This is a genomic window from Castellaniella caeni NBRC 101664, from assembly GCF_001592225.1.
GTDB classification, from domain to species: domain Bacteria; phylum Pseudomonadota; class Gammaproteobacteria; order Burkholderiales; family Burkholderiaceae_B; genus Castellaniella; species Castellaniella caeni.
In genome coordinates, this window is the sequence record NZ_BCWN01000006.1 from 21851 (window position 1) to 42368 (window position 20518).

At 63.7% G+C, this 20518-nt stretch carries 22 protein-coding genes, 1 tRNA gene, 1 pseudogene and 2 riboswitches; of the genes and pseudogenes, 10 read left to right on the plus strand and 14 right to left on the minus strand.

Annotation, left to right across the window (positions count from 1 at the left end; translation table 11 throughout):
• Window positions 1-13: 13 nt before the first annotated feature.
• The 8 genes from ppa to eno form a co-directional block, all read right to left on the minus strand.
• Window positions 14-553 (minus strand): inorganic diphosphatase, encoded by a 540-nt coding sequence (gene ppa / locus CCA01S_RS05510; RefSeq protein ID WP_066455232.1) that lies wholly within the window; start codon window positions 551-553, stop codon window positions 14-16.
• 117 nt (window positions 554-670) lie between these two features.
• Window positions 671-2788: a proton-conducting transporter transmembrane domain-containing protein gene (locus tag CCA01S_RS05515; RefSeq protein WP_066455233.1), complete on the minus strand. Its 2118-nt coding sequence runs from the start codon at window positions 2786-2788 to the stop codon at window positions 671-673.
• Window positions 2785-3483: an NADH-quinone oxidoreductase subunit B family protein gene (locus CCA01S_RS05520; protein WP_066455235.1), complete on the minus strand. Its 699-nt coding sequence runs from the start codon at window positions 3481-3483 to the stop codon at window positions 2785-2787. The genes CCA01S_RS05515 and CCA01S_RS05520 overlap by 4 nt, the downstream gene beginning before the upstream one ends.
• On the minus strand, window positions 3483-5060 hold the full coding sequence (locus tag CCA01S_RS05525; protein ID WP_084386520.1) for a hydrogenase large subunit: 1578 nt from the start codon (window positions 5058-5060) through the stop codon (window positions 3483-3485). Before CCA01S_RS05525 ends, CCA01S_RS05520 begins: the two co-directional genes overlap by 1 nt.
• The gene (locus CCA01S_RS05530) at window positions 5057-6505 is read right to left on the minus strand and encodes a proton-conducting transporter transmembrane domain-containing protein (RefSeq protein WP_066455241.1); all 1449 of its coding nucleotides are present in this window, start codon (window positions 6503-6505) and stop codon (window positions 5057-5059) included. Before CCA01S_RS05530 ends, CCA01S_RS05525 begins: the two co-directional genes overlap by 4 nt.
• Window positions 6505-7173 (minus strand): hypothetical protein, encoded by a 669-nt coding sequence (locus CCA01S_RS05535; RefSeq protein ID WP_066455244.1) that lies wholly within the window; start codon window positions 7171-7173, stop codon window positions 6505-6507. The genes CCA01S_RS05530 and CCA01S_RS05535 overlap by 1 nt, the downstream gene beginning before the upstream one ends.
• On the minus strand, window positions 7173-8135 hold the full coding sequence (locus CCA01S_RS05540; protein WP_066455246.1) for a respiratory chain complex I subunit 1 family protein: 963 nt from the start codon (window positions 8133-8135) through the stop codon (window positions 7173-7175). The genes CCA01S_RS05535 and CCA01S_RS05540 overlap by 1 nt, the downstream gene beginning before the upstream one ends.
• A 35-nt stretch (window positions 8136-8170) precedes the next feature.
• Window positions 8171-8242, minus strand: a riboswitch (Fluoride riboswitch).
• An 89-nt stretch (window positions 8243-8331) separates the two neighbouring features.
• The gene (gene eno / locus CCA01S_RS05545; RefSeq protein WP_066455252.1) at window positions 8332-9627 is read right to left on the minus strand and encodes a phosphopyruvate hydratase; all 1296 of its coding nucleotides are present in this window, start codon (window positions 9625-9627) and stop codon (window positions 8332-8334) included.
• Between the two features lie 69 nt (window positions 9628-9696).
• Window positions 9697-9765: riboswitch (Fluoride riboswitch) on the minus strand.
• Window positions 9766-9943: 178 nt separating this feature from the next.
• Here eno and CCA01S_RS05550 point away from each other — a divergent pair.
• The 7 genes and pseudogenes from CCA01S_RS05550 to CCA01S_RS05575 all read left to right on the plus strand — a co-directional run bounded on the left by CCA01S_RS05550 (window position 9944) and on the right by CCA01S_RS05575 (window position 14160).
• On the plus strand, window positions 9944-10978 hold the full coding sequence (locus CCA01S_RS05550; RefSeq protein ID WP_084386522.1) for a Dyp-type peroxidase: 1035 nt from the start codon (window positions 9944-9946) through the stop codon (window positions 10976-10978).
• Complete coding sequence (locus tag CCA01S_RS05555) at window positions 10971-11783, plus strand: family 1 encapsulin nanocompartment shell protein (RefSeq protein WP_066455259.1); 813 nt, start codon at window positions 10971-10973, stop codon at window positions 11781-11783. Before CCA01S_RS05550 ends, CCA01S_RS05555 begins: the two co-directional genes overlap by 8 nt.
• A gap of 167 nt (window positions 11784-11950) precedes the next feature.
• Complete coding sequence (locus tag CCA01S_RS16285) at window positions 11951-12391, plus strand: hypothetical protein (protein ID WP_308411256.1); 441 nt, start codon at window positions 11951-11953, stop codon at window positions 12389-12391.
• Window positions 12392-12462: 71 nt separating this feature from the next.
• Window positions 12463-12678: a cold-shock protein gene (locus CCA01S_RS05565; protein ID WP_103035636.1), complete on the plus strand. Its 216-nt coding sequence runs from the start codon at window positions 12463-12465 to the stop codon at window positions 12676-12678.
• Window positions 12679-12939: 261 nt separating this feature from the next.
• A pseudogene (locus tag CCA01S_RS15210) lies at window positions 12940-13041 on the plus strand ((R)-mandelonitrile lyase); the annotation flags it as partial.
• A gap of 331 nt (window positions 13042-13372) precedes the next feature.
• Window positions 13373-13660 carry a type II toxin-antitoxin system TacA family antitoxin gene (locus CCA01S_RS05570; protein ID WP_066455266.1) on the plus strand — a complete coding sequence of 96 codons (288 nt, stop codon included), beginning with the start codon at window positions 13373-13375 and terminating at the stop codon, window positions 13658-13660.
• The gene (locus CCA01S_RS05575) at window positions 13657-14160 is read left to right on the plus strand and encodes a GNAT family N-acetyltransferase (protein WP_066455274.1); all 504 of its coding nucleotides are present in this window, start codon (window positions 13657-13659) and stop codon (window positions 14158-14160) included. Before CCA01S_RS05570 ends, CCA01S_RS05575 begins: the two co-directional genes overlap by 4 nt.
• Here CCA01S_RS05575 and CCA01S_RS16370 read toward each other — a convergent pair.
• The 5 genes from CCA01S_RS16370 to CCA01S_RS05600 form a co-directional block, all read right to left on the minus strand.
• Window positions 14157-14393, minus strand: coding sequence for an AbrB/MazE/SpoVT family DNA-binding domain-containing protein (locus CCA01S_RS16370; protein ID WP_439951497.1), 237 nt, complete (start codon window positions 14391-14393; stop codon window positions 14157-14159). The two genes, CCA01S_RS05575 and CCA01S_RS16370, sit on opposite strands and share 4 nt — an antisense overlap.
• Window positions 14394-14516: 123 nt before the next feature.
• Window positions 14517-15533, minus strand: a complete 1017-nt coding sequence (locus tag CCA01S_RS05585) for a nucleotidyl transferase AbiEii/AbiGii toxin family protein (RefSeq protein ID WP_066455278.1) — start codon at window positions 15531-15533, stop codon at window positions 14517-14519.
• Window positions 15526-16137 carry a DUF6088 family protein gene (locus tag CCA01S_RS05590; RefSeq protein ID WP_066455281.1) on the minus strand — a complete coding sequence of 204 codons (612 nt, stop codon included), beginning with the start codon at window positions 16135-16137 and terminating at the stop codon, window positions 15526-15528. Before CCA01S_RS05590 ends, CCA01S_RS05585 begins: the two co-directional genes overlap by 8 nt.
• 690 nt (window positions 16138-16827) lie before the next feature.
• Window positions 16828-16903 (minus strand) — tRNA-Gly (locus CCA01S_RS05595).
• A 182-nt stretch (window positions 16904-17085) separates the two neighbouring features.
• Complete coding sequence (locus CCA01S_RS05600) at window positions 17086-17484, minus strand: winged helix-turn-helix transcriptional regulator (protein ID WP_066455283.1); 399 nt, start codon at window positions 17482-17484, stop codon at window positions 17086-17088.
• Between the two features lie 96 nt (window positions 17485-17580).
• On the opposite strand from CCA01S_RS05600, the gene CCA01S_RS05605 reads away from it, so the two are divergent.
• Entirely contained in the window at window positions 17581-18153 is a 573-nt protein-coding gene (locus CCA01S_RS05605) for an NADPH-dependent FMN reductase (RefSeq protein ID WP_066455286.1), read from the plus strand.
• A gap of 107 nt (window positions 18154-18260) precedes the next feature.
• Here CCA01S_RS05605 and CCA01S_RS05610 read toward each other — a convergent pair whose 3' ends face one another.
• Window positions 18261-18905: a DNA-3-methyladenine glycosylase family protein gene (locus CCA01S_RS05610; RefSeq protein WP_103035633.1), complete on the minus strand. Its 645-nt coding sequence runs from the start codon at window positions 18903-18905 to the stop codon at window positions 18261-18263.
• A 131-nt stretch (window positions 18906-19036) separates the two neighbouring features.
• On the opposite strand from CCA01S_RS05610, the gene CCA01S_RS05615 reads away from it, so the two are divergent.
• Both CCA01S_RS05615 and queC read left to right on the plus strand, forming a co-directional pair.
• Window positions 19037-19705: a 7-cyano-7-deazaguanine/7-aminomethyl-7-deazaguanine transporter gene (locus CCA01S_RS05615; RefSeq protein WP_066455290.1), complete on the plus strand. Its 669-nt coding sequence runs from the start codon at window positions 19037-19039 to the stop codon at window positions 19703-19705.
• A complete protein-coding gene (gene queC / locus CCA01S_RS05620; RefSeq protein ID WP_066455294.1) occupies window positions 19702-20454 on the plus strand; it encodes a 7-cyano-7-deazaguanine synthase QueC in 753 nt (250 codons plus the stop codon). Before CCA01S_RS05615 ends, queC begins: the two co-directional genes overlap by 4 nt.
• Window positions 20455-20518: the final 64 nt, after the last annotated feature.

Below are 20518 nucleotides of genomic sequence, written 5' to 3' on the forward strand. Positions count from 1 at the left end.
TCAGGCCCGTCCATCAGCCCGCATGAGCCTTCGTGTGGGCATTGATGGATTTGAGGATTTCCGCCCTGGCTTCTTCCAGGGTTCCCCAGCGCTCGACCTTCACCCACTTGCCAGGCTCCAACGTCTTGTAGTTGGCGAAGAAATGGCTGATTTCGTCCAGCAAGGCCCGTGGCAAGTCGTCGCAAGACCCCACGCTGCGATACAGCGGGCTGACCGTGTCGTCAGGCACGGCAATGATCTTTGCGTCGGGCCCGTGCTCGTCGCTCATCTGCATCACACCAATCGTACGGCTGGGAATGGTGACGCCGGGCGCCACGGGATAGGGGCTGATCACCAGGGCATCCAACGGGTCGCCATCCTCGCTCAGGGTATTTGGAATGAAGCCGTAGTTGGCCGGGTAGGCCATGGACGTGCTCAGGAACCGATCCACGAAAATCGTGCCGCTGGTTTTATTCAGCTCGTACTTGATGGGCAGTCCATGGGCCGGTATCTCGATGTAGACGTTGATGTGATCGGGGACGTCATCGCCGGCGGGGATGTCCTGATAGCTCATGGGTGAAAACTCCTGATATTGAAATTGAAACACAGGGGGGATTGGAGGGCCTGGAGGCCCGAAAAACCAGGGTCGAAGAACCCGAATCCGTGACGCGCGAAAGGCGGCGTTGCATGGTCAATCCAGGCTGGCGGCAGCCGCCAGCAACACTGCCGTCAGCACCACCAGGATGTAGCCCGCATACAGCGTGACCGGCCCATGGTGCATGCGCGCAAGCTGCGTGGCGACCCAGGTGCCCGCCCTTGTCAGCGGACGCAGTGTCAGGCGATCCACGATGTGCACCAAGTCATCTTCCCGATGCCGCGCCGTGATGAAGGCGCCCTGGCGCTCGACATGCTCAGCGACGACCGGACGCAGGATCTTGTCGAAAATCACACGCACGGGCGCCGCGAAGGCCGTGGCCGTGTAAGTCATCTCGGGCTGCAGCCGCACCAGGCCCGCATCCCACACAGTGCGCCGCGTGATGCGGTGATGGTCGCGCAGCTTGCGTGCCAGCAGCCACGTCAGAAACAACAGGAGAGCCAGCACGACGAATATGAACGCCGTTGACATGGCATAGATCACCGGGGTTGCGGCACCACCAGAATGCAGAATGACGAGGCCACGCAGCGGCACCAGCCCGCGCCCAAGCCGTGCCCCAATCGCGGCAAGATCGTCCACGAGCCCCGCGCCCAGGCCCTGCACCTGCCCCAGGAACGCAGGCACCAGAGAGGCCGTGGGATCGGTTCCGGTCAGAAAACCGGTCAGTCGGCCCAGCAACGGAATCACACCCGTTGCCAGTACGCCCAGCGCCAGGCAGATGGCCAGCAACACACCCATCGGAAATGTGGCGCTGCCAGGCATGCGCCGCACATGCGCCGCCGCGTTGGAGCGCGGCAGCCCCAGCAGCGCCGAGGCCGACAACATGACAAAGCAAGTCACCGCCAGACCCGCCGTCAGCGCCAGCAGCGCCCCGGACAGCGCAAAGACGATACGCACGGGAACCGGGCTCAGTTCGACCACGCGCAGCAAGGACTGCAAAATCAGCCACTCGCTCACGAAACTGTTGAAGGGCGGCAGCGCGGCGATGGCAAACGCACCGAACAGAAACAGCGTCCCGAAGAGCGGCACCCGGCGCATCAGGCCCCCCAGGCGATCGAGATCGTCCGTGTTCGCGGCTTCGCCGATGGCTGCCGCCCCCAGGAACAACAGCGTCTTGCAGGCGGAGTGATTGAGCATGTGGTAGAGGCCCGCGACCAGCGACAGGCTGCCCAACACGGGATGCCCCAAGGCGCAAAAGGCGAATCCCGCTCCCGAGGCGGCAACGATGATACCCAGATTCTCGATCGAGCTTTGTGTCAGCAGCCGGATCAGGCTATGGCTGGCCAGCGCATAGATGATGCCCAGGATCGCCGTCAGCGCCCCGGTGACGAGCATCACGAGCGCGATGGTCGGCTGATGCATGGCAATCGGACCATCGATCACCCAGAGCGTGAACACGCCAAGGTTCAGCGTCGCGCCCGAAAAGATGGGCAGCACGCCGCGCGGAGCGGCAATGTAGCCGTCTCCCATCCAGATGTTGACGGGCAGAATACCGGTCTTCACGCCAAAGCCGAAAAAAGTGAGCAGAAATCCGGCCCAGGCAACGGCGGGCGGCATATGCGCCGCGGCCCGCGCGATATCGGCAAGCGACCACGAGCCTGCCGCGTGTCCAAGCAGCAACAGGCCGGTCAGTGCCGCCAAAGCGCCGGCCTCGGATAAGGCCAGGGTGAGAAACCCGGCGCGCACGACAGGCGCGGAATCCCCCCCCAGAAAGACCAGGGCCACCAGCGCCAGCGACATGATCTCCCAAGCGAAAATGAGGCTCGTGAGACCCGCTGCGATGAGCACCGTGATCATCCCTGCGAACAGCAGCGTGGTGAAGGCGAGCATCAGGCGGGCGCGCGCCTGCGCGAAGCGCTGTGAATCCCGCGCAACCAGGGCCGCCGACAAAGCAGACACGCTTGCCGCAACGATCAGAAAGAAGGCCCGCAATGGGTCAAGCGTAAAGCTGAAGCCCGGCAGGATGGCCAGGTGGGCGGCCCCCGCCGACGCAACCGTGCCGGTGACCAGTACCCGCCCGGCGGCGATGGCCACCAAGCCGCACGCCACCCAAAGGCCGGCAAGAAAGCCGGCCCGCTGGCCTTTGCGGCTGGACACGGCCAGCGCCAGCAGCGTGAAGAGCAAGGCAAGGTAGGCCCAGGCGAGCACGTTCATGGTTTGTCTCCATCTTTGTCGGGACGGGCAGACCGCACCGGGCCTTCAGGGGCCATGGCCCCGCTGGCCGCCGCGACGGGCGCGGGGGCCCGGCGTGTTGCGATTTCCAGCACCGCACATTGCCCCGCGGCAGCCCGCAAGCCCTGGATGATGGCGGCGGGCGGCGGCGGGCAGCCCAGCACGACGAAGTCCACGGGGATGACGGCTCCCACGCCGCCCGCACTGGTGAAACTCTGGCCAAAGACCCCGCCGTCGATCGCCTCATCGCCGATCGCCACGACCCGCTTGGGCTCCGGCATGGCCTCGTAGGCTTTCAGCAGCGGCCCGCGCATGGCCTCGGTGACGGGGCCGCCCACCAGCAGCACGTCGGCATCGCGCGGGCTTGCCGTGATGAAAATGCCGAAGCGGTGCAGGTTGTAGGGGGGTGCATCGATCAGCCGTACCTCGCTGATGAGGGCGCTGTCGGCGCCCGCATCCACGAAGCGCACGTGCACCGAATGACGAAACCGGGACGGTAGCGGGCCGCGCGAGTCTGCCGTGCGCAGCACCCAGGGCGCACCGCCTCCGTCCGCCAGCGGCTCGGCAGCCAGGCCGTGAAGACGCGCCGGTATTGCTCCGGGCGGCAGATCATCTTCGCGCGGCCAGCGCAGCGTGCGCATGCCGCGCGCGAGGCTGATCAAAGTCCAATTGGCCATCAGCGATCACTCTCCGCGACCGACAAGCCAAAGCTTGCCATGATGATATGAAAATCTTGAAAGGCGGCCCCCTCCAGTGCGCGATGAAACGCATGCCAATTACGGAACCCGGGCGGCGCAATGCGCCAACGGCGGATCAAGCCGTCTTCGTCCACGCGCAACCAATGGAAGGTGCCGCCCGCCGGGGCCTCGACCCAGCCCATCGCCGCCCCAGCGGCTGGTCGGCACTTGGTGCTCACGGCCCCCTGGGGCAGCTGCGCAAGCAAGGTCTGAATCAACGCCACGCTGGCGCGGACTTCGGCAAAATACACGCGCAAGCGGGCGTAACCATCGCCCTCCGTCTCGCACGCAATTTCAGGCACGCGTGTCGCATACACGCCGTACGGCAGGGCCCGGCGCAGATCCACCGTGCGTCCCGAAGCACGCGCGACCGGGCCAACCACCCCGTACAGGTCGGCCACGTCCGGACGCAGGACACCCATCTCCTCGATACGATCCAGGTAGCTGGACGTGCGCACAAACAGGCGCTCCAGGCGAGCGAACTCGTCCGCTGCGTCGGCGATGCCCGCCCGCAGGACGGCCAACGCATCGGCACCCGGAGACAGCGCCAGCCCGCCCGGGACGCAGAGCCCGAACAGGTAGCGGTGTCCGCACACCTGCGCGGACAGGCGCAAAAGCCGTTCTTCGAGTTCCTGCGACATGGACTTGCCCACCGCCAGGGAGGTGGAGCCTGCGAGCTCCGCGATCGTGGCCGCGTGGTAGCGAATGCGCTCCAGCTCGGCGAACACCGCGCGCAGCACGTGAGCGCGCGGCGGCACCTGACAGCGCGCCACGGCCTCCAGCGCACGGCAAAAAGCATATGCATGCGCGAACGCCGCGCTGCCGCTGAAGCGCTCGGCCAGCAGCAGCGCGCGCCCTGGCGCCAGGCCTTCGGCAATTTTCTCCACGGCGCGGTACTTGTAGAACAGGCGGGTCAGACCACCGAGGATCTGTTCGCCAGGCGTCTCCAGCAGCCACAGCCCGGCTTCGTTGTCATCCGCCCAGATCGGGCCTACCGGAAAAGTGATGGCGCCCTCCTGCTGCAAAATGCGCCGCGGCTGCCATGCCGCACCGACGCCCGATCCCGCCACGCGCTGGCGCGCATCGAAGCCGTGGCGCATGGGCGCCAGGTGCTCGGGCCAGAGCGCATCATGCAAAACGTAGTCGCCCAGAAAAGGGTGGCCCGCAAACGGGATGCCAAACAAGTCCTCGGTCTCCCGCTCATGCCACGCGGCGGCGTGCACCTGCGAACCGATCGCGGGCAACGGGGTCTCGCCTGTCGCCGCCAGGCGGATCGCAACCAAAACGCTCTCTTGCGGCTGGTAGAAGAAGTAGCGCAACACGTACGCATCGTCGGCATCACAGGCTTCCGTCACCAGCGTGGCAAACTCGCAACCGAAGGTCGTGACCAAAGCCGCCGCGACCGTCCGCAAGGCCGCCAGCGGCGGGCGCAGTTCAACCCAGGGGCCCACGTCCTGGACGCCTGCTTTGGGCAGCTGTGCACACAGTCTGGCCAGCCATTGCCGATGCACACTCATCCCGCACCTCCCAGCAGCGCCGCCGCCTGCCGCAACAGCGCCAGCAGCGGCGGGGGCACATAAAAACCGAAGATGAACATCGGCACGAAGGCGAGAACCACGGCCGCCAGGCTGGTCGCGGGCAATGCCGCGTGCGCCTTGGCTGCAACCGATCCGCCAAAGACGATGCGACCGATCTGGTACAAAATTGCCACGAAAGCCAGCACCAGCAGCGCCGTCAATAGCGCGGTGGCCGCATATTCGCCAGCGGCAAAACCCGTGGCAATAATCTGGAATTCAGACACGAACAACGCAAAGGGCGGCGCACCGGCGATGGCCAGGCCGCCCAGCAGCAGGCCCCAACCAAGCAGCGGAGCACGGTGCATCAGACCTCGCACGGCGGCAATCTCCTGCGTGCCACAAACGATGGTCGCAAGCCCCGCTACATAAAAGCAGAACGACTTGGTGAAGGCATGGGCAAAGAACTGATACACGGTGCCCAGCTCTTGCGCATTGGCACCCAGGCCGCAGGCCACCAGGATCACCCCCATGTGTTCGATGGTCGAGTAAGCGAACAGGCGCTTGAAGTCGTGCACCTGCAGCAGTAGAAAGGCGGCCGCCGCGACGCTCAGCAGACCGGCGGCCAAGTACCAGATCTGCGAATGCAGGCCTGCGGGATTGCGCATGAGCGCGGGATGAATACGCAGCAGCATGTAGAGTGCACCGCTGACTTCCACCCCCGAGAGCAGGCCACAGATGGAGGCGGGCGCCTGACTGTGCGCATCGGGCAACCAGGTGTGCATGGGCACCAGTCCGGCCTTGGTGCCAAACCCCACCAGCCAGAGCGCAAAGCTCACGGACAGCAGCGCGGGCTTGATGCGCGGGGCTGCGGCAATGAGCCCGGGCCAGGTGACCGGCTGACCCGCATCGTGCACGGCGTAATACAGCACCAGCACACCAAAGAGCGCAATCATCGCCCCCATGCTGGTGAGTGCCACGTATTTCCACGCGGCTTCGAGCGCCGTGGGGCGATCTTCGTAGGCCACCAGAAAGGCCGAAAAGACCGTGGTGAGTTCGATGGCGATCCAGACGACCGCCAGATTGGCGATCAGCGGCACCGCCAACATGGACGCCATGAAAAGGTTGTAGAGCGGCCAATATGCCCGATAGCGCGGCGCCACGCCTTCCCGTTCCGGATAATGCGCGGGCAGGTAGCCGATGGAATACAGGGCGGCGGTCACACCGACGAAAGCCACCAGTACGAGATACACGGCCGAGAAGGCGTCGAGCGACAGGCCGCCGCCAAAGGATTGCAGCGCGGCGCCCTGCCCTGTTTGCGCGGCGGCGGCTGCGGACAGCGCAAACACGACAATGGCTGTCGCCAGCGTGATCCAGGGCGCGGCACGCTGACTTGCCAGCGCCACCAGCGCCGCAATGACGGGGATGAGCAGGATCCAGGCGAGCATCACCGCCACTCCTTGAGTTCGGCAAGCAGACCCACGCGGGTCATGCCGGTCACATGGTGGATGCTGCGGATCAGCAGGCCGATCACCAGCGCGGCAATCGGCACGTCCACGGCGGCGGCGACTTCGGCAATGATGGACAGTTCGTTGACGATGGCGATCGAGGCGAAGAATGCCCCGCTCTCCATGACCAGGATGCCCATCAACTGCGCCACCGCTTCGCGGCGCACGGCGATGGTGAAAGCGCCAAAGAACACGGCAATGAGCCCTGTGGGCAGATTCATGGCGGCAAAGGGCCGATCCGGGATCGCCTGCGCCAGCGGCTGCGCGACGATCCAGGCGATCAGGGCAAGCACGGCGGCGATGAGCACCGAGGTCGGAATGGTGAGCACCTGATCCACTTCGCGGCGCTCATAGATTTCGCCGCCGGCGGAATAGCGCAGCACCAGGGGAACGGCAATCACCTTGGTGACGAAGGTGATGGCCGCCACCCAGAACAGGTGTACGCTGCCCAGGGCGAAACCCAGGACGATGGCCGAGGCGGTCAGCGCCACGGCATGCAGCATGAACAGGTACAACGTGCTCAGCATCTGACGCTGGACGATGACCCCCAGGCTGAAGACGACGAACAGCGCCGCGATGAAGCCGTTCAGAGCGAGTGCCGTCTCCATCAGCCCACTCCCACCAGGCGCACGCCCATGGCGAAGACGCAGATGACGAAAGCCGAGGCCAGAAATTCACTGATCCGAAACAGCCGCAGCTTGGCGAGCGTGGTCTCGATCACCGCCAGCACGACGAGGAACACGAGCATCTTGCCCAACACCTTGGGAATCGCCAGAAGCACGTCGGCCCAATGCGGCGTGGTCGCCAGTCCCCAGGGCGTGATGATGACGTTCAGGAACACGATCAGCACCACCATGAACTTCATGGCGCTGCCCCACTTCATGAGGGCTGCTCCGGTGCCGGAATATTCCAGGCTGCTGGAATGCCCGATCATCGCCGTCTCGGCCTTGCCGGCGGGGTTATCGACCGGCAGCCGTTTTTCGTCCGCCAGCACCAGCAGCAGGAAGGCGACGAACACCAGCAGATGCGCGGGTTGCAGCATGCTGGCCCAGGACAGCGCCCAACTGGCGTTCACGGTGTAGGGAATGGTGGAGTTGGCCACGAAGGACAGCGCGAAGAATGCCACCATGTAGACGGGCTCGGCCAGAAAGCCCACCATGCGCGTGCGACTTGCGCCGACCGCGCCGTAGACGTTACCCGTGTCCATGGCGGCAAGCGCCACGAAAAAGCCGCTGGCCGAGAACAGGAACCCGACGGCGATCATGTCACCGGCAAAGGCGAGAAACAGAGGATAGTCGGTGAGTGCCGGAATCAGCATCACGACGAAGATCGGCATCGCGAAATGGATGATCGGCGCAAACCGGAATACCCAGGTACTCTCGCGCGAGACGATTTCGTCCTTGCCAAAGAGCTTTCGCAAATCGTAGTACGGCTGGAAAATACTGGGCCCGTGCTTGCCCTGGATGATTTCTTCCAGGCGCGCCAAAACGCCATCGAGCAATGGCGCGAACGCCAGCAGAAAGGCGATTTGGATCAGATTGATGATGACAAACCGGGCAAACGGCTGCATGGCATTTCCTGACGGTTTTTAGCTTCTTGTTGTTCGCATCGTCAGGAGTCATCAGCTTTTCAGCGGTTTCGGCCAGCGCCGCGGCGAACTCCATCGCCTTAGCTGCGAGCATACTACGTACCGTGTTGAAGTCAAGTGTGTTGCCCCGCGTAACAGGGCTGGATGAACTCCGCTGCCGCCGCACTGGCGGATACGTTCATTGAAGTCGCGGGAAGGCGGATTTTCCGGCGTAGACGCCCGCCGCCCCCAGCTGCCGTTCAATCTCCAACAGCCGGTTGTATTTGGCGACGCGCTCTCCACGGGCCGGAGCGCCTGATTTGATCTGCCCGCAATTCAGCGCGACAGCCAGGTCGGCGATGCTGGTGTCCAGCGTCTCGCCAGAACGATGCGACACCATGCAGGTGTACCCAGCGCGCAGCGCCAGACGGGCCGTCCCCAGTGTTTCCGTGAGCGTGCCTATCTGATTCGGTTTGATCAGGATGCTGTTGCAGCAATGCTCGGCCAGCCCGCGGGACAAAAAGCGCGGGTTGGTGACGAACAGATCGTCGCCAACGATCTGCAAGCTGGAACCCAGCTGCGCCGTCAGCTGGGCGAAACCCGACCAGTCGTCGTCGGCCAACGGGTCTTCGAGCGACAACAGCGGATAGCGGCGCGCCCAATCAGCCCAATAGGCCGTCATTTCCGCTGAATCCAGCGTGCGGCCATCGCGCTTCAGACAGTAGCGCCCGCCCGCGAAAAACGACGTGGCTGCGGGATCCAGCCCCAGGCAGACATCCTCGCCCGCCCGGTAACCCGCCCGCTCGATCGCCTGCATGAGGAGGCTCATGGCCGCTTCATTGTCGGGCAGCTCGGGCACGAAACCGCCCTCATCGCCGACGTTGGCCGACAAGCCCTTGGATACGAGCAGATCGTGCAAGGCGTGATAGATTTCGGCGCCGTAGCGCAGCGCCTGCGCAAAGGTGGGTGCCCCCACCGGAATCAGCTTGAATTCCTGGAAATCGGGTCCATGAGCGGCGTGCTTGCCGCCATTGAGCACATTGAACATGGGAACGGGCAGCACGTGAGCATCGACCCCGCCCAGATAACGATATAGCGGCAGCCCGTGAAATGCCGCGGCTGCCCGCGCGCAAGCCAGGGAAACCCCGAGAAGCGCATTGGCACCCAAGCGGGACTTGGATTCGCTCGCGTCGAGCTGGATCAACTGCTGATCCACCTGGCGCTGGGCGTCGGCGCGGGTGCCACGCAGGGCATCGAGGATGGGGCCGGTCACGTGCGCAGCTGCTCGCTGTACGCCTTTGCCGGAAAACCGCAGGCTGTCGCCGTCGCGCAGCTCGCAGGCTTCAAAAGCGCCTGTGGAAGCCCCCGACGGCACGCCCGCCACAGCCTCGGTGCCGTCTTCGAGCGTGACAGTCACCTGCAATGCGGGATTGCCGCGCGAATCGAGAATTTCATCGGCGGCCAGCGCCGCGATGGCGCAGGAACGGTTGTGCATGGATCACCTCGCAATGAAAGGTCTTCATGTCCGGATCGCGCTACGCACAGCCTACGGCGCCCGATCCGGGAACTCGTAGGCATCATCAGCCGACCTTGTGTCGGCGGTCAGGAGGAGAATGCCATCTCCATTTATGGATCAATGTACCGCATTTCCGAGGGGCAGCCAGGCTTTCCACGCTCAAAATCCGCCACGATACCGACACGCGGCACCGGCAAAGAGCCCGGTGCCGCCAGGGCAAGCCCCCTTCGACGACGCTCCCCATCCACGGGGTAAACTGTCGCTCTTGGTTCATCGAATCTGCAAGGAGAGCAATGTGTCCTCTGCGACGCACCAGCCCGTTGATACGCCGCTCACGCCAGCGGCGATGTTCCTCGTCCTGACCATCCGCCCCGAACCAGAAGCCCTGGACGCGGTGCGCGCGCTGTGCCCGGATCTCCCCGGCCTGGTGCGCTCGGTCGGGTTCCGCGACCTCGATGGCCGCTTGTCTTGCATCCTGGGCTTTGGTTCCGAGGCCTGGGATCGCCTGTTCGGCTCGCCCCGCCCCAAAGACTTGCACCCGTTCCAGGAAATCCAGGGTGTGCATCACGCCGTGTCCACGCCCGGCGACCTCCTGCTGCATATCCGCGCCACACGCATGGATCTGTGTTTCGAGCTCGCCACACAGGTCATCTCACGGCTGGGGGATGCCGTCACCGTCGTGGACGAGACGCACGGCTTCCGGTACTTCGATGCCCGCGACCTGGTCGGCTTCGTGGACGGCACGGAAAACCCCGACGGCCCTGCCGCGCTCGCCGCCACGGTCATCGGCGCCGAGGACGACGAATTCTCCGGCGGCAGCTACGTGATCGTGCAGAAGTACCTGCACGATCTGGCTGGCTGGAACGCGCTGCCAGTAGAAATGCAGGAACGCATCATCGGCCGTACCAAGCAGACCAACATCGAACTGGCCGACGACGTGAAACCCAGCTGGGCCCACAACGCGCTGACCGTCATCGAAGAAGACGGCGAAGAACTGGACATCGTGCGCAGCAACATGCCGTTCGGCGATGTGGGCAAGGGCGAGTTCGGCACCTATTTCATCGGCTACGCCAAGTCCCCGAGCCGCATCGAGCAGATGCTGGAAAACATGTTCGTGGGCCGCCCACCAGGCAACTACGACCGCCTGCTGGACTTCAGCCGCGCCACCACGGGGTCGCTGTTTTTCGTCCCCTCGGCTGATTTCCTGGACGCCGTGACGCAACCTGGCGCGCCACAGGCACAGGCGTCGGCTGAAACTTCGCCAAGCGACAGCGCACCCGATGGCTCGCTGGGCATCGGTTCACTCAAAGGAGAGCCCTCGCATGAATAACCTGCACCGTGAACTTGCACCGATATCGGACGCCGCCTGGCGGCAAATCGAAGAAGAAGCCTCGCGCACGCTCAAGCGCTATCTTGCCGCGCGCCGTATCGTGGACGTCACCGATCCGCAAGGGGCGGCCCTTGCCGCGGTCGGCACCGGCCATCTGAAGACGATCAGTTCCACCGACGAGGGCGTACACGCCGCGCAGCACCAGGTGCAGGCGCTGGTCGAGCTGCGCGTGCCATTCCAGCTGTCGCGCCAGACGCTCGACGAAGTCGAGCGCGGTTCCGACGACCCCGACCTGCAAGCGCTCAAAGATGCCGCACGCAAGATCGCCTATGCCGAAGACAGGGCCGTGTTCGACGGCTACCCCGCCGCCGGCATCCGCGGCATTCGACCCAACGCCGAGAGCGCGGCGGTGATGCTGCCAAAAGACATCAAACATTACCCTGCCGCCGTGGCCCAGGCGCTCAGCCAGCTGCGCTCGGCTGGCGTCAACGGCCCCTATATCCTGGCACTGGGCGAAAAGGCATTTGCCGCCGTCAGCGGCGCCAGCGACGACGGGTATCCCCTGCTCAAGCACATCCGCCCGCTGCTGGACGGCGATGTCATCTGGGCGCCGGGCATCGAAGGCGGCGTGCTGCTCAGCACGCGAGGCGGAGACTTCGCGCTGCACCTGGGGCAGGACATCTCGATCGGCTATCAGTCCCACACGGACAGCATGGTGCACCTGTACCTGCAAGAAAGTTTCACCTTCCGGCTGCTGTCTCCCGAGGCTGCCGTGGCCCTGACTGCCGCAGTGCCCAAGAAGTAAAGCCTCCGGGCGTGCCGGTTCTTGAACGAACCAGGCACGCTTTTGCGGCTGCTGCCCACTTCCGAAGAGACAATTCGCGCTGGACGTGATATGCTTCACAAAGTTTGCCGCGACGTGCAGAATGATTCCATGAAAAACGCGCGGCACACGATTCTGTCCTTCTTCCCTTGCCAGGCGTTCCCGATTCCCGGGTTCTGTGTTTCGGCAAGCTCTCGCCCGCAGCGAACACCCCTGCGGGCCAGCCGCGGGTAGAGTTCGACCGCACGCGCTTCGCGCCCCTATCGTTTTTCATCGGATGCCCGGCCTCCATCGTCGGCATCGAAAGGTTTTTCATGTATCCATCCATACAGGTCGGCAAGTACCTGGTGTCTCCGCTGATCCGCCGCGATCAGGCTGGGCAATACATCGCCTCCGTTTCAATCCGCAGCGGCCATGCCAGCATGACTCAGGATCGTCTGATGCGGTTCACGCCGCTTTTCGAATCCGCCCAGGCGGCGGTCGATTTTGCCAAGGCTGAGGCTTTCAGCTATATCCGGACGCGCGCTGTCGGCGTCACTACGCCGACAGGAATATCAAATCCGTCCGGCTCTTTATTTGCGACAAATTGAAAGTGTGATTGTGTCGCATGCAGTAAGTCCCCATAGTGGGACTGGGGAAAGTTTCCCTTTTACCTTTAGGAATGACATTGACTACAGAAATCGGCATCGTGAAATGGTTCAACAACGAAAAAGGATTCGGCTTCATCATGCCCGAATCCGGCGGCAAGGATCTTTTTGCGCACTACTCGGAAATCCAGGGCTCCGGGCACAAAACCCTTGAAGAGAACCAACGCGTCTCTTTCGTGTCCGCTCCCGGACAGAAAGGCCCGCAAGCCACCAAGATCCAGATTCTCTGATGTCCAGCGGATCGCCGCCCACGGCGGGTGATCCACCAGACATCACATGCGGCCGGGCCTCCTGAAACAGGAGGCCCGGCTTTTTACCGGTGTGCCCAGCGGCGCCGGCAATATCGGGCCAACAGGCACAAAAGCCTTCCCCCGCCACGGAGCCCGTACAACGGGTGCCGCTTCTTCACCGGGCTGGCTCCGCCCAGCCGTCAACGACGAGCAAACCCTGCGGTCATCGGGAAGCAAACAGGATTGGAGCAACGCGGCGACGCGGCCACGGCCATGACGCACATCGCCATCCAGGAGGCGCTGGACGGCAAGAGCGTCGAGTGGATGGAGAAAGTGACCGATGAGCAATACAACGCCCGCTAAGACCCGCCGCACCCGACTTGGCGGTGCTGGTCGCGGCACGCCCGGCGCAGGCGCGCGGCAGCGAGTCGCCCGCCTTGAACCTGCCGCAATAACGGCCGGAGCATGCCATGGAACCGAAACGTCCTTCCATTCCAATCCAGTTGCAGGCCTTTCGCCGACATTCGCGCAAGCGACCCCACTGGCCCTGGCCCTTGGACGCCAAGTGTGCTCCCGCCGCTTCTAGCGGCCATCGCAAGGCGCAGCCCCTGTCTGTGATGACAGGGTGTGATAAAGGCACCGGTTTGACGTACAATAACTATCTATTCATTTTCAATGTGTAGAGGTATTCGCCATGAGCGCGGCCACCGATACCAAACAGGAACGAATCAATCTGCGGCTAAAGGAAAGCGCCAAGCAGGTGTTGGAGCGCGCCGCGCGCTTCGAGGGGAAAACGGTCAGCAGCTTCATCCTGACCAGCGCCCTGGCACATGCGGAAAAAACCATCGATGCGCATCAAGTCATGCACTTGAACACTCAGGATTCCGAGGCGTTCTTCAATGCCTTGGTCAAGCCTGTGCGATTCAACAAGAAGCTCGCCACCGCCTTCAAGGAGCATGAGCAGCGCGTGACTCGGGGATGACAAGCTATTCGTCTCTGTCCATCCTGGCGCTGGACGGCAGCCACGACCGATCTGGTTTTCACTGCGGCGTGCCCGCGCTGGACGATTACCTGCACAAGCAGGCCGGCCAGGATGTGAAGCGCCGCATCAGCCGCGTATTTGTCGCGACGACACCGGCGAATCCTCGGGCTATCGCGGGCTATTACACGCTGTCCACGCTTTCGATCGAACTGGGCCAGTTGCCTGACAAGCTCGCCCGCAAGCTACCCCGACATCCGATCCCGGCCGCATTGCTGGGCAGGCTTGCCGTCGATCGGCAGGCCCGAGGTCACGGCGTGGGCAGAATGCTGCTGGTCAACGCCATTGAGCGCACATTGGCGGTCAGCGACCAGATCGCCATCTATGCCATGATCGTCGATGCGCTTGACGAACAGGCGCAGCGTTTCTATGAGCAGTTCGGCTTCTCGCCGCTGGGCCCAGGCGGTCACCGTCGGTTGTTCCTGCCGCTGAAATCCTTTTAAGCACTTCCCGCAGGCCCACGCCACAAAACCCCGCCTGAAATCAATCGGGCAAGCGCGGTTTTCCACGTCTTCATCGAAAGTTCGGCATCGGCGCGGGTGGTGACGACTTCATCACCTCGAAGCTCGAACGCGAGCTTGCTGCCGGTATCGGCGTCAAGCGCTTGCCAGATGGACTTGGGCAGTGTGATCTGACCTTTGGAGGTCAGGGTGGCAACTTCGTGAATGGCAGGCATGGCGGCTCTCCTGATCGCAATGCCTGTGTTGTAAGGATAATTCCTTACCTAATCAATATGAGGCCCCACTGGGGTTCTCCAGCATCCAACAATGGCCCCTATCTATCTGCTGCGAGCCGCAGCTCATCCTTGGCGATTGATCTCCCTCTCCAATGCGGTCAGGCGCTCGACAATGTGATCGAAAGTCATTGCCTCGCCGTAGAACATCTGGGCGTCCAGCATGGCCTGGTAGTCCTGTTGCAGCGCACGGAGCAGCGCGGCATCGGGAATCAGTCGCAGGCCGTCGGCCTGGCATTGCTCGTAATAGCTGAACCCGCTGCGGTAGAAGGTCTCCTTGATGTGCAGTACATCGTGCAGCAGCGCGGTATCGGCCAGCGCCTTGCGCCCGACCTCGTGATCGGCCAGACGCGCCAAGTCGTACCAATGCCGGAACAGCCGCTCGGCGCCAACGCGCAGGTCAGGACGATGGCACTCGACATGGATCAGCGTGGCTTTCTCCCAGAACGTTCGCATCGGCGACAGCACCGCCACCTGGGCAGTCGGGAACGTCAGCACCGGCACGTGGGCAGCCACATCCGGCACGATCGTCATGGTGTCCTGCGGCAGCGTGGCGTTGCGCCCGCCAAATTCGAGCAGGACGCTCGGCCGCAGATAGGCATCCGTGTTCTCCACCGCGCTGGGGTAGTACAGCCAGAGCTTCTCCGCGTCATCGCTGACCTCGATGGTGACTTCATGCGCTGGGAGCGCTTGCGCCAGCGCTTGTCGCAGAGTCGGCACCAGTTCCTCGGTGACGTGCTTCACCAAAGCCACCTTGAGCGCATCGGACAGCTTCTTGCGCTGGGTGTTGGAAAGGCTTGCAAGGTCAGGCACATCGGCCACCAGACTCCGGTAGTCGATGGTGACGTCGATGTCCTCGGAGAAACGTTCGATGGCCTGATAGACCTTGGACAGCGAAGTGCCACCCTTGAACGCCATCGGCTTGCGAATCGGCAGCGCGAACAAGACACCCAGCACCTGGCACAGCCAGATGTCTTTTTCCAGAATTTCAGCACGGCGGCCCAGCACCGGTGCCAGGCCATGCAACAACTCGGCCTGCTCGGCCAGGGACAAATCGAAGTAGTGTGCCGTGGATTCAGGCATCGGCCGGTTCGCTTCGCTCGTAGCGGGTCAGGGCTTCCACCATCCAGGCTGGCATCGACGCCTTGGCTCCGCTCAGCGCCGCGAACTCGCCCGCTGGCAGTTTCTTCGCGATCTGCTTGAACGTGTCCGGTGTGACCTGGCTGCGCCCCAAGTACCAGAGGGCCGACAGCGCCTGCCCCGCAGGCCGACCGGCCAGCGCCAGTTTGCGCGGCGCCACGTGCCGCAGTCGGACGACGAGTTTGCCCAGCCGGATCTGACGGGAGGAGCCCGTGGTCTGAAATACCGCCTGTGCCGGCATCTGTGTCGTCAGCCCCAGGCGCCGTGCGGCCTCCGCCCCATGAACCTCGATCGTCGCCCCTTCCGTCTCGGCCACGGTTCGCGCCACCAGTTCAGGCGCGGGCATCGCATTAATGCCGAACCGCCCGGGCTTGGGCACGATATACAGACCATGACCGATGCGCTCGACGCGGCCCGCCTTCGCCAGCCGCATCAAGGCCTGATCGATGGCCGCGCGCGAACCCAGCCCCGCGAACAATGCGGGGGTAAAGGGCTCGCCTGCGGGTTGCGAGGCGATGCGTTCACGGATAGCTTGGGACGTGCTCATAGCTGAATTGACCTTGGTTGTTAGGTATTCTAGTTAAAAATCTAACATCTGTCACCCACCTCGTTCAGGGGCAATACGGACACATGGTTCTTGCCGAGTTCTCCAGCAGGGTCGCGCGATCACAGCCTCGATGTGAGCGTGCGCTCAGACCTAAAACGAGATCCTTGTAGATCTGCTAGCGCAACTTGTTCGCCAGCCGGGCAAACTCCGGCAGTGGAAAGTTGTGCGGCTGGCCGAAGGATGCGCCAGCGTTCCGTCATCCGAATGGGATAAGTAACGCCGAACCGGATAGCCAAGACGTCGACGTCGGTGTGCTGGCCGTGACCTTCATCTCTATGCACGATGAAACGACCCGCAGACCATGCTCCCAACATCGAGGATCGCCCCCGCCGCCACGATCGCCAAAGGCGAATGACCCGACAGCCGAGCCGTTGAGGTGGAGAGGGCTCGATAGACCGCCCAAGCATCTGCCCCTTCGGCGTGGGCTCGGTTCTTGGCCCGGTGGCCAGCGCGGCCTCTGTAAATACCGCCCCAATGCGGGGCGGACGGTGGCTTCAAAACGTGCCTTAAAAAGGCTGGCTGCAGATAGACGCTTTGGAGTTCAGTGGATGATCCAGAAACAAAAAAAGGAGCCGAAGCTCCTTTTTTCTGCATTCCATGTACCTCTGTGGATGTCCATGGATAAATATTTGGAGCGGGAAACGAGTCTCGAACTCGCGACCTCAACCTTGGCAAGGTTGCGCTCTACCAACTGAGCTATTCCCGCATGGTACTGCACCGCTTGTTTGCCTTGCTTAGCAAACCAGCTAAGCTCAGCATTGTATTTCGTATTTTTCAACCTGTCAAATCAGTGTCGATTCAAACTGGTGTGCGACCCGCCTTTTTGTGCGCTGCCGCCGATACGGAATCAAGCGAAGGCCGAACTATACAACATGAATTTTGCGCCTGTCAAACGACCGGTACTTTCTGCTCGTAGGCCGCGCGGGCAGCCGCCACTCGCGCCTGGTTGGCGACTGCCCACGCGCCCAGGGCGTTCACCGGCACCAGCAAATCGCGGCCCAGGTCGGTCAGCGCGTAGTCCACGCGCGGTGGGATGACGGGGGTGACGGTGCGGGTGACGAACCCATCTCTTTCCAGTTCGCGCAGGCTTTGGGTCAGCACCTTCTGGCTGATGCCGCCGATGTCCCGCCTGAGCGCATTGAAGCGCATGGGGCCGTGGCTCAGGCGCGTGATGATCATCATCGACCACTTTGCGCCGATCTTGGCGATCAGCTCGCGCACGGGGCGGCAATCGACTCCGTGAATTCGCGCGCCTTGCGCCTCCGCTTGCTGAGGGCTTGGTTTCATCCAGGTAACTCCGGTCAGGAAAAAGTGCGTTCTTGCGCACCGCAATATTCTCTTTAGAATACAAGCTTCGGTTTCTAATTAACACTTGGGTTTCACATGAACACCATACTCGCACTGGTCGGCAGCCTGCGCCAGGATTCCATCAACAAGCGTCTGGCCAAGGCACTCGAAGTGCTGGGCGCCGATCGTTTCCGTTTTGTCTACGCCGATCTGGGCGCCCTGCCCCACTACAACGATGATTGCTGGGCAAACCCGCCCGCCGCGGTCACGGCCTTCAAAGCGCAAATCCGCCAGGCGGACGGCATCCTGCTCATCACCCCCGAATACTTCCGCGCCCCTGCGGGCCTCTTGCTCAACGCGCTGGCCTGGGGCGGACGCCCCTATGGCGACAGCGCCTGGGTGGGCAAGCCGGTCGCCACCGTCGGCACCTCGCCGGGCGCCATCGGCACCGCCGCGGCGCAATCGCACCTGCGCGCGATCCTGCCCACGCTGGACATGCACCTGATGGGCCAGCCCGAGGTCTACTTCCAGACCAAGCCGGGGCTGATCGACGCGCAGTTCCAGGTCACCGACGAGCAGACGCGCGCCTTCCTGGACAACTGGGTCAACCGCTTCGACCAGTTCGTCAGCCTGATGACGGCGCGCGACGAAAAGGCCATCGCCGCCTGAGCGCGTGGTCAACGGGCCGACAGGCCGCCAGGCACCTGAGGCACCAGCCACCTGACAAGGCCCTGCGACCCCGCCACGACCACGACACCACCCACGCATGCCGGTTCTCACACCGGCATGACTTCTTTATTGCGCACCGCACCGTAATAGCGCCAGAACAGCAGCGCCGCCACCGAGCGGTACGGCGCCCAGGCGCTGGCGATGCGGGCCAGCGCCGACGGCTGCGCGGCCTCGTCCAGGCCCAGCGCCATTTCGACGGATTTGCGCAGGGCCAGGTCGCCCACGGGGAAGACGTCGGGGTGGCCCGCGCAAAACATCAGGTAGATTTCAGCCGTCCACGGGCCGATGCCCTTATACCGCGTCAGCGCGGCCAGGGCGTCGGCGACCGGCTGGCCGGCAATCGCAGCCAGATCGAGCTGGCCATCCACCAGGGCCCGCGCCACCGTGCGCAGGGTCTGCACCTTGCTGCGCGACAGGCCCACGCCGTCAAGCCCGGCATCGCACAGAGCCAGATAGCTGCCCGGATCGCGCGCCGCGTCGCCACGCGTCGAAAACCGCTGCCAGATCGCCCCGGCACTGGCGACCGAGAGTTGCTGGCCGCAGATGACGCGCGCCAGCCCCTCGAACCCCGGCGGGTGCATGCGCGGGTGCAAAGGGCCTGCCGCCTGGCTGACGGGCGCCAGACGACGATCCTGTTCCAGCAGCTGCGCCAGCTGCTGGTCGATGACTTCCTGGTGATGGATATTGGGCATGCGCTGAAACGCCATGGGCTGAGACCTCCGACAAGTATGAGCATTATGGTCTCAGGACAGGCGGCCAGGCTATAATCCCGCCTGCAACACGTCCATGGGTTCCCTCACCCCATCCACCAAAAAGGTTCTTCATGACTGCTCTCGTGGCGCCTGCGCGCACCTCCCGCTACCTGGCCTTGCTGGTGGCGTTTCACATCCTCATCATCATCGCCAGCAATTATCTGGTGCAGCTGCCCATCACCCTGCTGGGCTTTCACAGCACCTGGGGCGCGTTCAGCTTTCCTTTCATCTTCCTGGCCACCGACCTCACCGTCCGCCTGATCGGCAAGCGGCAGGCACGCCGGGTGATCGCGCGCGCCATGGTGCCGGCGCTCGTTGCCTCCTACCTGGTTTCGGTGCTGTTTCACGACGGCCTGTTCGGCGGCATCGGGGCGCTGGGCAAGTTCGACACCTTCGTCTTCCGGATCGCGCTGGCCAGCTTCATGGCCTACGTACTGGGACAGTTGCTGGACGTGCAGGTCTTCGACCGTATCCGGCGCAGTACGGTGGCCTGGTGGGTGGCGCCCGCCGCCTCGGCCGTGCTGGGGCAGGCCCTGGACACCCTTGCCTTTTTCTGGATTGCCTTCTGGCGCAGCAGCAATCCGTTCATGGCGGCGCACTGGGGTGAGATCGCCCTGGTGGACTACGCCATCAAGCTGACCGTCAGCCTGCTGCTGTTCGTCCCCTTGTATGGCATCATGCTCAACGCCATCATCCGTTTCATGAAGCCCCAGCGACTCGCTTCCCTACCCACCGCATGAATACCTCCGTTCAGTCCGCCCGTCACGCCCTGGTTCTGTTTTCCGGCGGGCAAGATTCCACCACCTGTCTGGCCTGGGCGCTCACCCACTTCGAGCGCGTCGAGACCATGGGCTTCGATTACGGTCAGCGCCACCAGGTCGAACTGGGCTGCCGGGCCACGCTGCGCAACCGCATCGTCACGCTGCAGCCCGACTGGGCCACGCGCCTGGGCGACGATCACCTGTTAAGCGTTGACGTGCTCAAGCAGCTGGGCGCCACGGCCATGACCGACGACATCGCCATCACCACCCAGGCCGACGGCTTGCCCAACACGTTCGTGCCGGGGCGCAATCTGCTGTTTTTCACCCTGGCGGCGGCACTCGCCTACCGGCGCGGGCTGACGGTGCTGGTGGGCGGCATGTCGCAGACGGATTACTCCGGCTACCCCGATTGCCGCGACAACACGATCAAAGCCTTGCAAGTGGCGCTCAGCCTGGGGATCGACCGGCCGCTGACGCTCGAAACCCCGCTGATGTGGCTGGACAAGGCCGACACCTGGCAATTGGCCCATCAGCTGGGCGGCACCGCCCTGGTCGAACTGATCCGCACCGAAACACACACCTGCTACCTCAACCAGCGCGACGCGCTGCACGCCTGGGGCTACGGCTGCGGCACGTGCCCCGCCTGCCAGCTGCGGGCGCAGGGCTACCGGCAATGGGTGGGGCGTCGACACGCCAGCAGCCCCCGTGCACTCCAGCCGCGCGGCTGACACCAGGGCGCGGCCGTCGGCAGGGGGCGCACAACGGCACCACACGACAACGCGGCCTGACGCC

Excerpts from the sequence above, each read along its gene's own strand:
- ppa (WP_066455232.1), bottom strand. The coding sequence starts at position 553 with ATGAGCTATCAGGACATCCCCGCCGGCGATGACGTCCCCGATCACATC.
- CCA01S_RS05515 (WP_066455233.1), bottom strand. The coding sequence starts at position 2,788 with ATGAACGTGCTCGCCTGGGCCTACCTTGCCTTGCTCTTCACGCTGCTG.
- CCA01S_RS05520 (WP_066455235.1), bottom strand. The coding sequence starts at position 3,483 with ATGGCCAATTGGACTTTGATCAGCCTCGCGCGCGGCATGCGCACGCTG.
- CCA01S_RS05525 (WP_084386520.1), bottom strand. The coding sequence starts at position 5,060 with ATGAGTGTGCATCGGCAATGGCTGGCCAGACTGTGTGCACAGCTGCCC.
- CCA01S_RS05530 (WP_066455241.1), bottom strand. The coding sequence starts at position 6,505 with ATGCTCGCCTGGATCCTGCTCATCCCCGTCATTGCGGCGCTGGTGGCG.
- CCA01S_RS05535 (WP_066455244.1), bottom strand. The coding sequence starts at position 7,173 with ATGGAGACGGCACTCGCTCTGAACGGCTTCATCGCGGCGCTGTTCGTC.
- CCA01S_RS05540 (WP_066455246.1), bottom strand. The coding sequence starts at position 8,135 with ATGCAGCCGTTTGCCCGGTTTGTCATCATCAATCTGATCCAAATCGCC.
- eno (WP_066455252.1), bottom strand. The coding sequence starts at position 9,627 with ATGCACAACCGTTCCTGCGCCATCGCGGCGCTGGCCGCCGATGAAATT.
- CCA01S_RS05555 (WP_066455259.1), top strand. The coding sequence starts at position 10,971 with ATGAATAACCTGCACCGTGAACTTGCACCGATATCGGACGCCGCCTGG.
- CCA01S_RS05565 (WP_103035636.1), top strand. The coding sequence starts at position 12,463 with ATGACATTGACTACAGAAATCGGCATCGTGAAATGGTTCAACAACGAA.
- CCA01S_RS05570 (WP_066455266.1), top strand. The coding sequence starts at position 13,373 with ATGAGCGCGGCCACCGATACCAAACAGGAACGAATCAATCTGCGGCTA.
- CCA01S_RS05575 (WP_066455274.1), top strand. The coding sequence starts at position 13,657 with ATGACAAGCTATTCGTCTCTGTCCATCCTGGCGCTGGACGGCAGCCAC.
- CCA01S_RS16370 (WP_439951497.1), bottom strand. The coding sequence starts at position 14,393 with ATGCCTGCCATTCACGAAGTTGCCACCCTGACCTCCAAAGGTCAGATC.
- CCA01S_RS05585 (WP_066455278.1), bottom strand. The coding sequence starts at position 15,533 with ATGCCTGAATCCACGGCACACTACTTCGATTTGTCCCTGGCCGAGCAG.
- CCA01S_RS05590 (WP_066455281.1), bottom strand. The coding sequence starts at position 16,137 with ATGAGCACGTCCCAAGCTATCCGTGAACGCATCGCCTCGCAACCCGCA.
- CCA01S_RS05600 (WP_066455283.1), bottom strand. The coding sequence starts at position 17,484 with ATGAAACCAAGCCCTCAGCAAGCGGAGGCGCAAGGCGCGCGAATTCAC.
- CCA01S_RS05605 (WP_066455286.1), top strand. The coding sequence starts at position 17,581 with ATGAACACCATACTCGCACTGGTCGGCAGCCTGCGCCAGGATTCCATC.
- CCA01S_RS05610 (WP_103035633.1), bottom strand. The coding sequence starts at position 18,905 with ATGCCCAATATCCATCACCAGGAAGTCATCGACCAGCAGCTGGCGCAG.
- CCA01S_RS05615 (WP_066455290.1), top strand. The coding sequence starts at position 19,037 with ATGACTGCTCTCGTGGCGCCTGCGCGCACCTCCCGCTACCTGGCCTTG.
- queC (WP_066455294.1), top strand. The coding sequence starts at position 19,702 with ATGAATACCTCCGTTCAGTCCGCCCGTCACGCCCTGGTTCTGTTTTCC.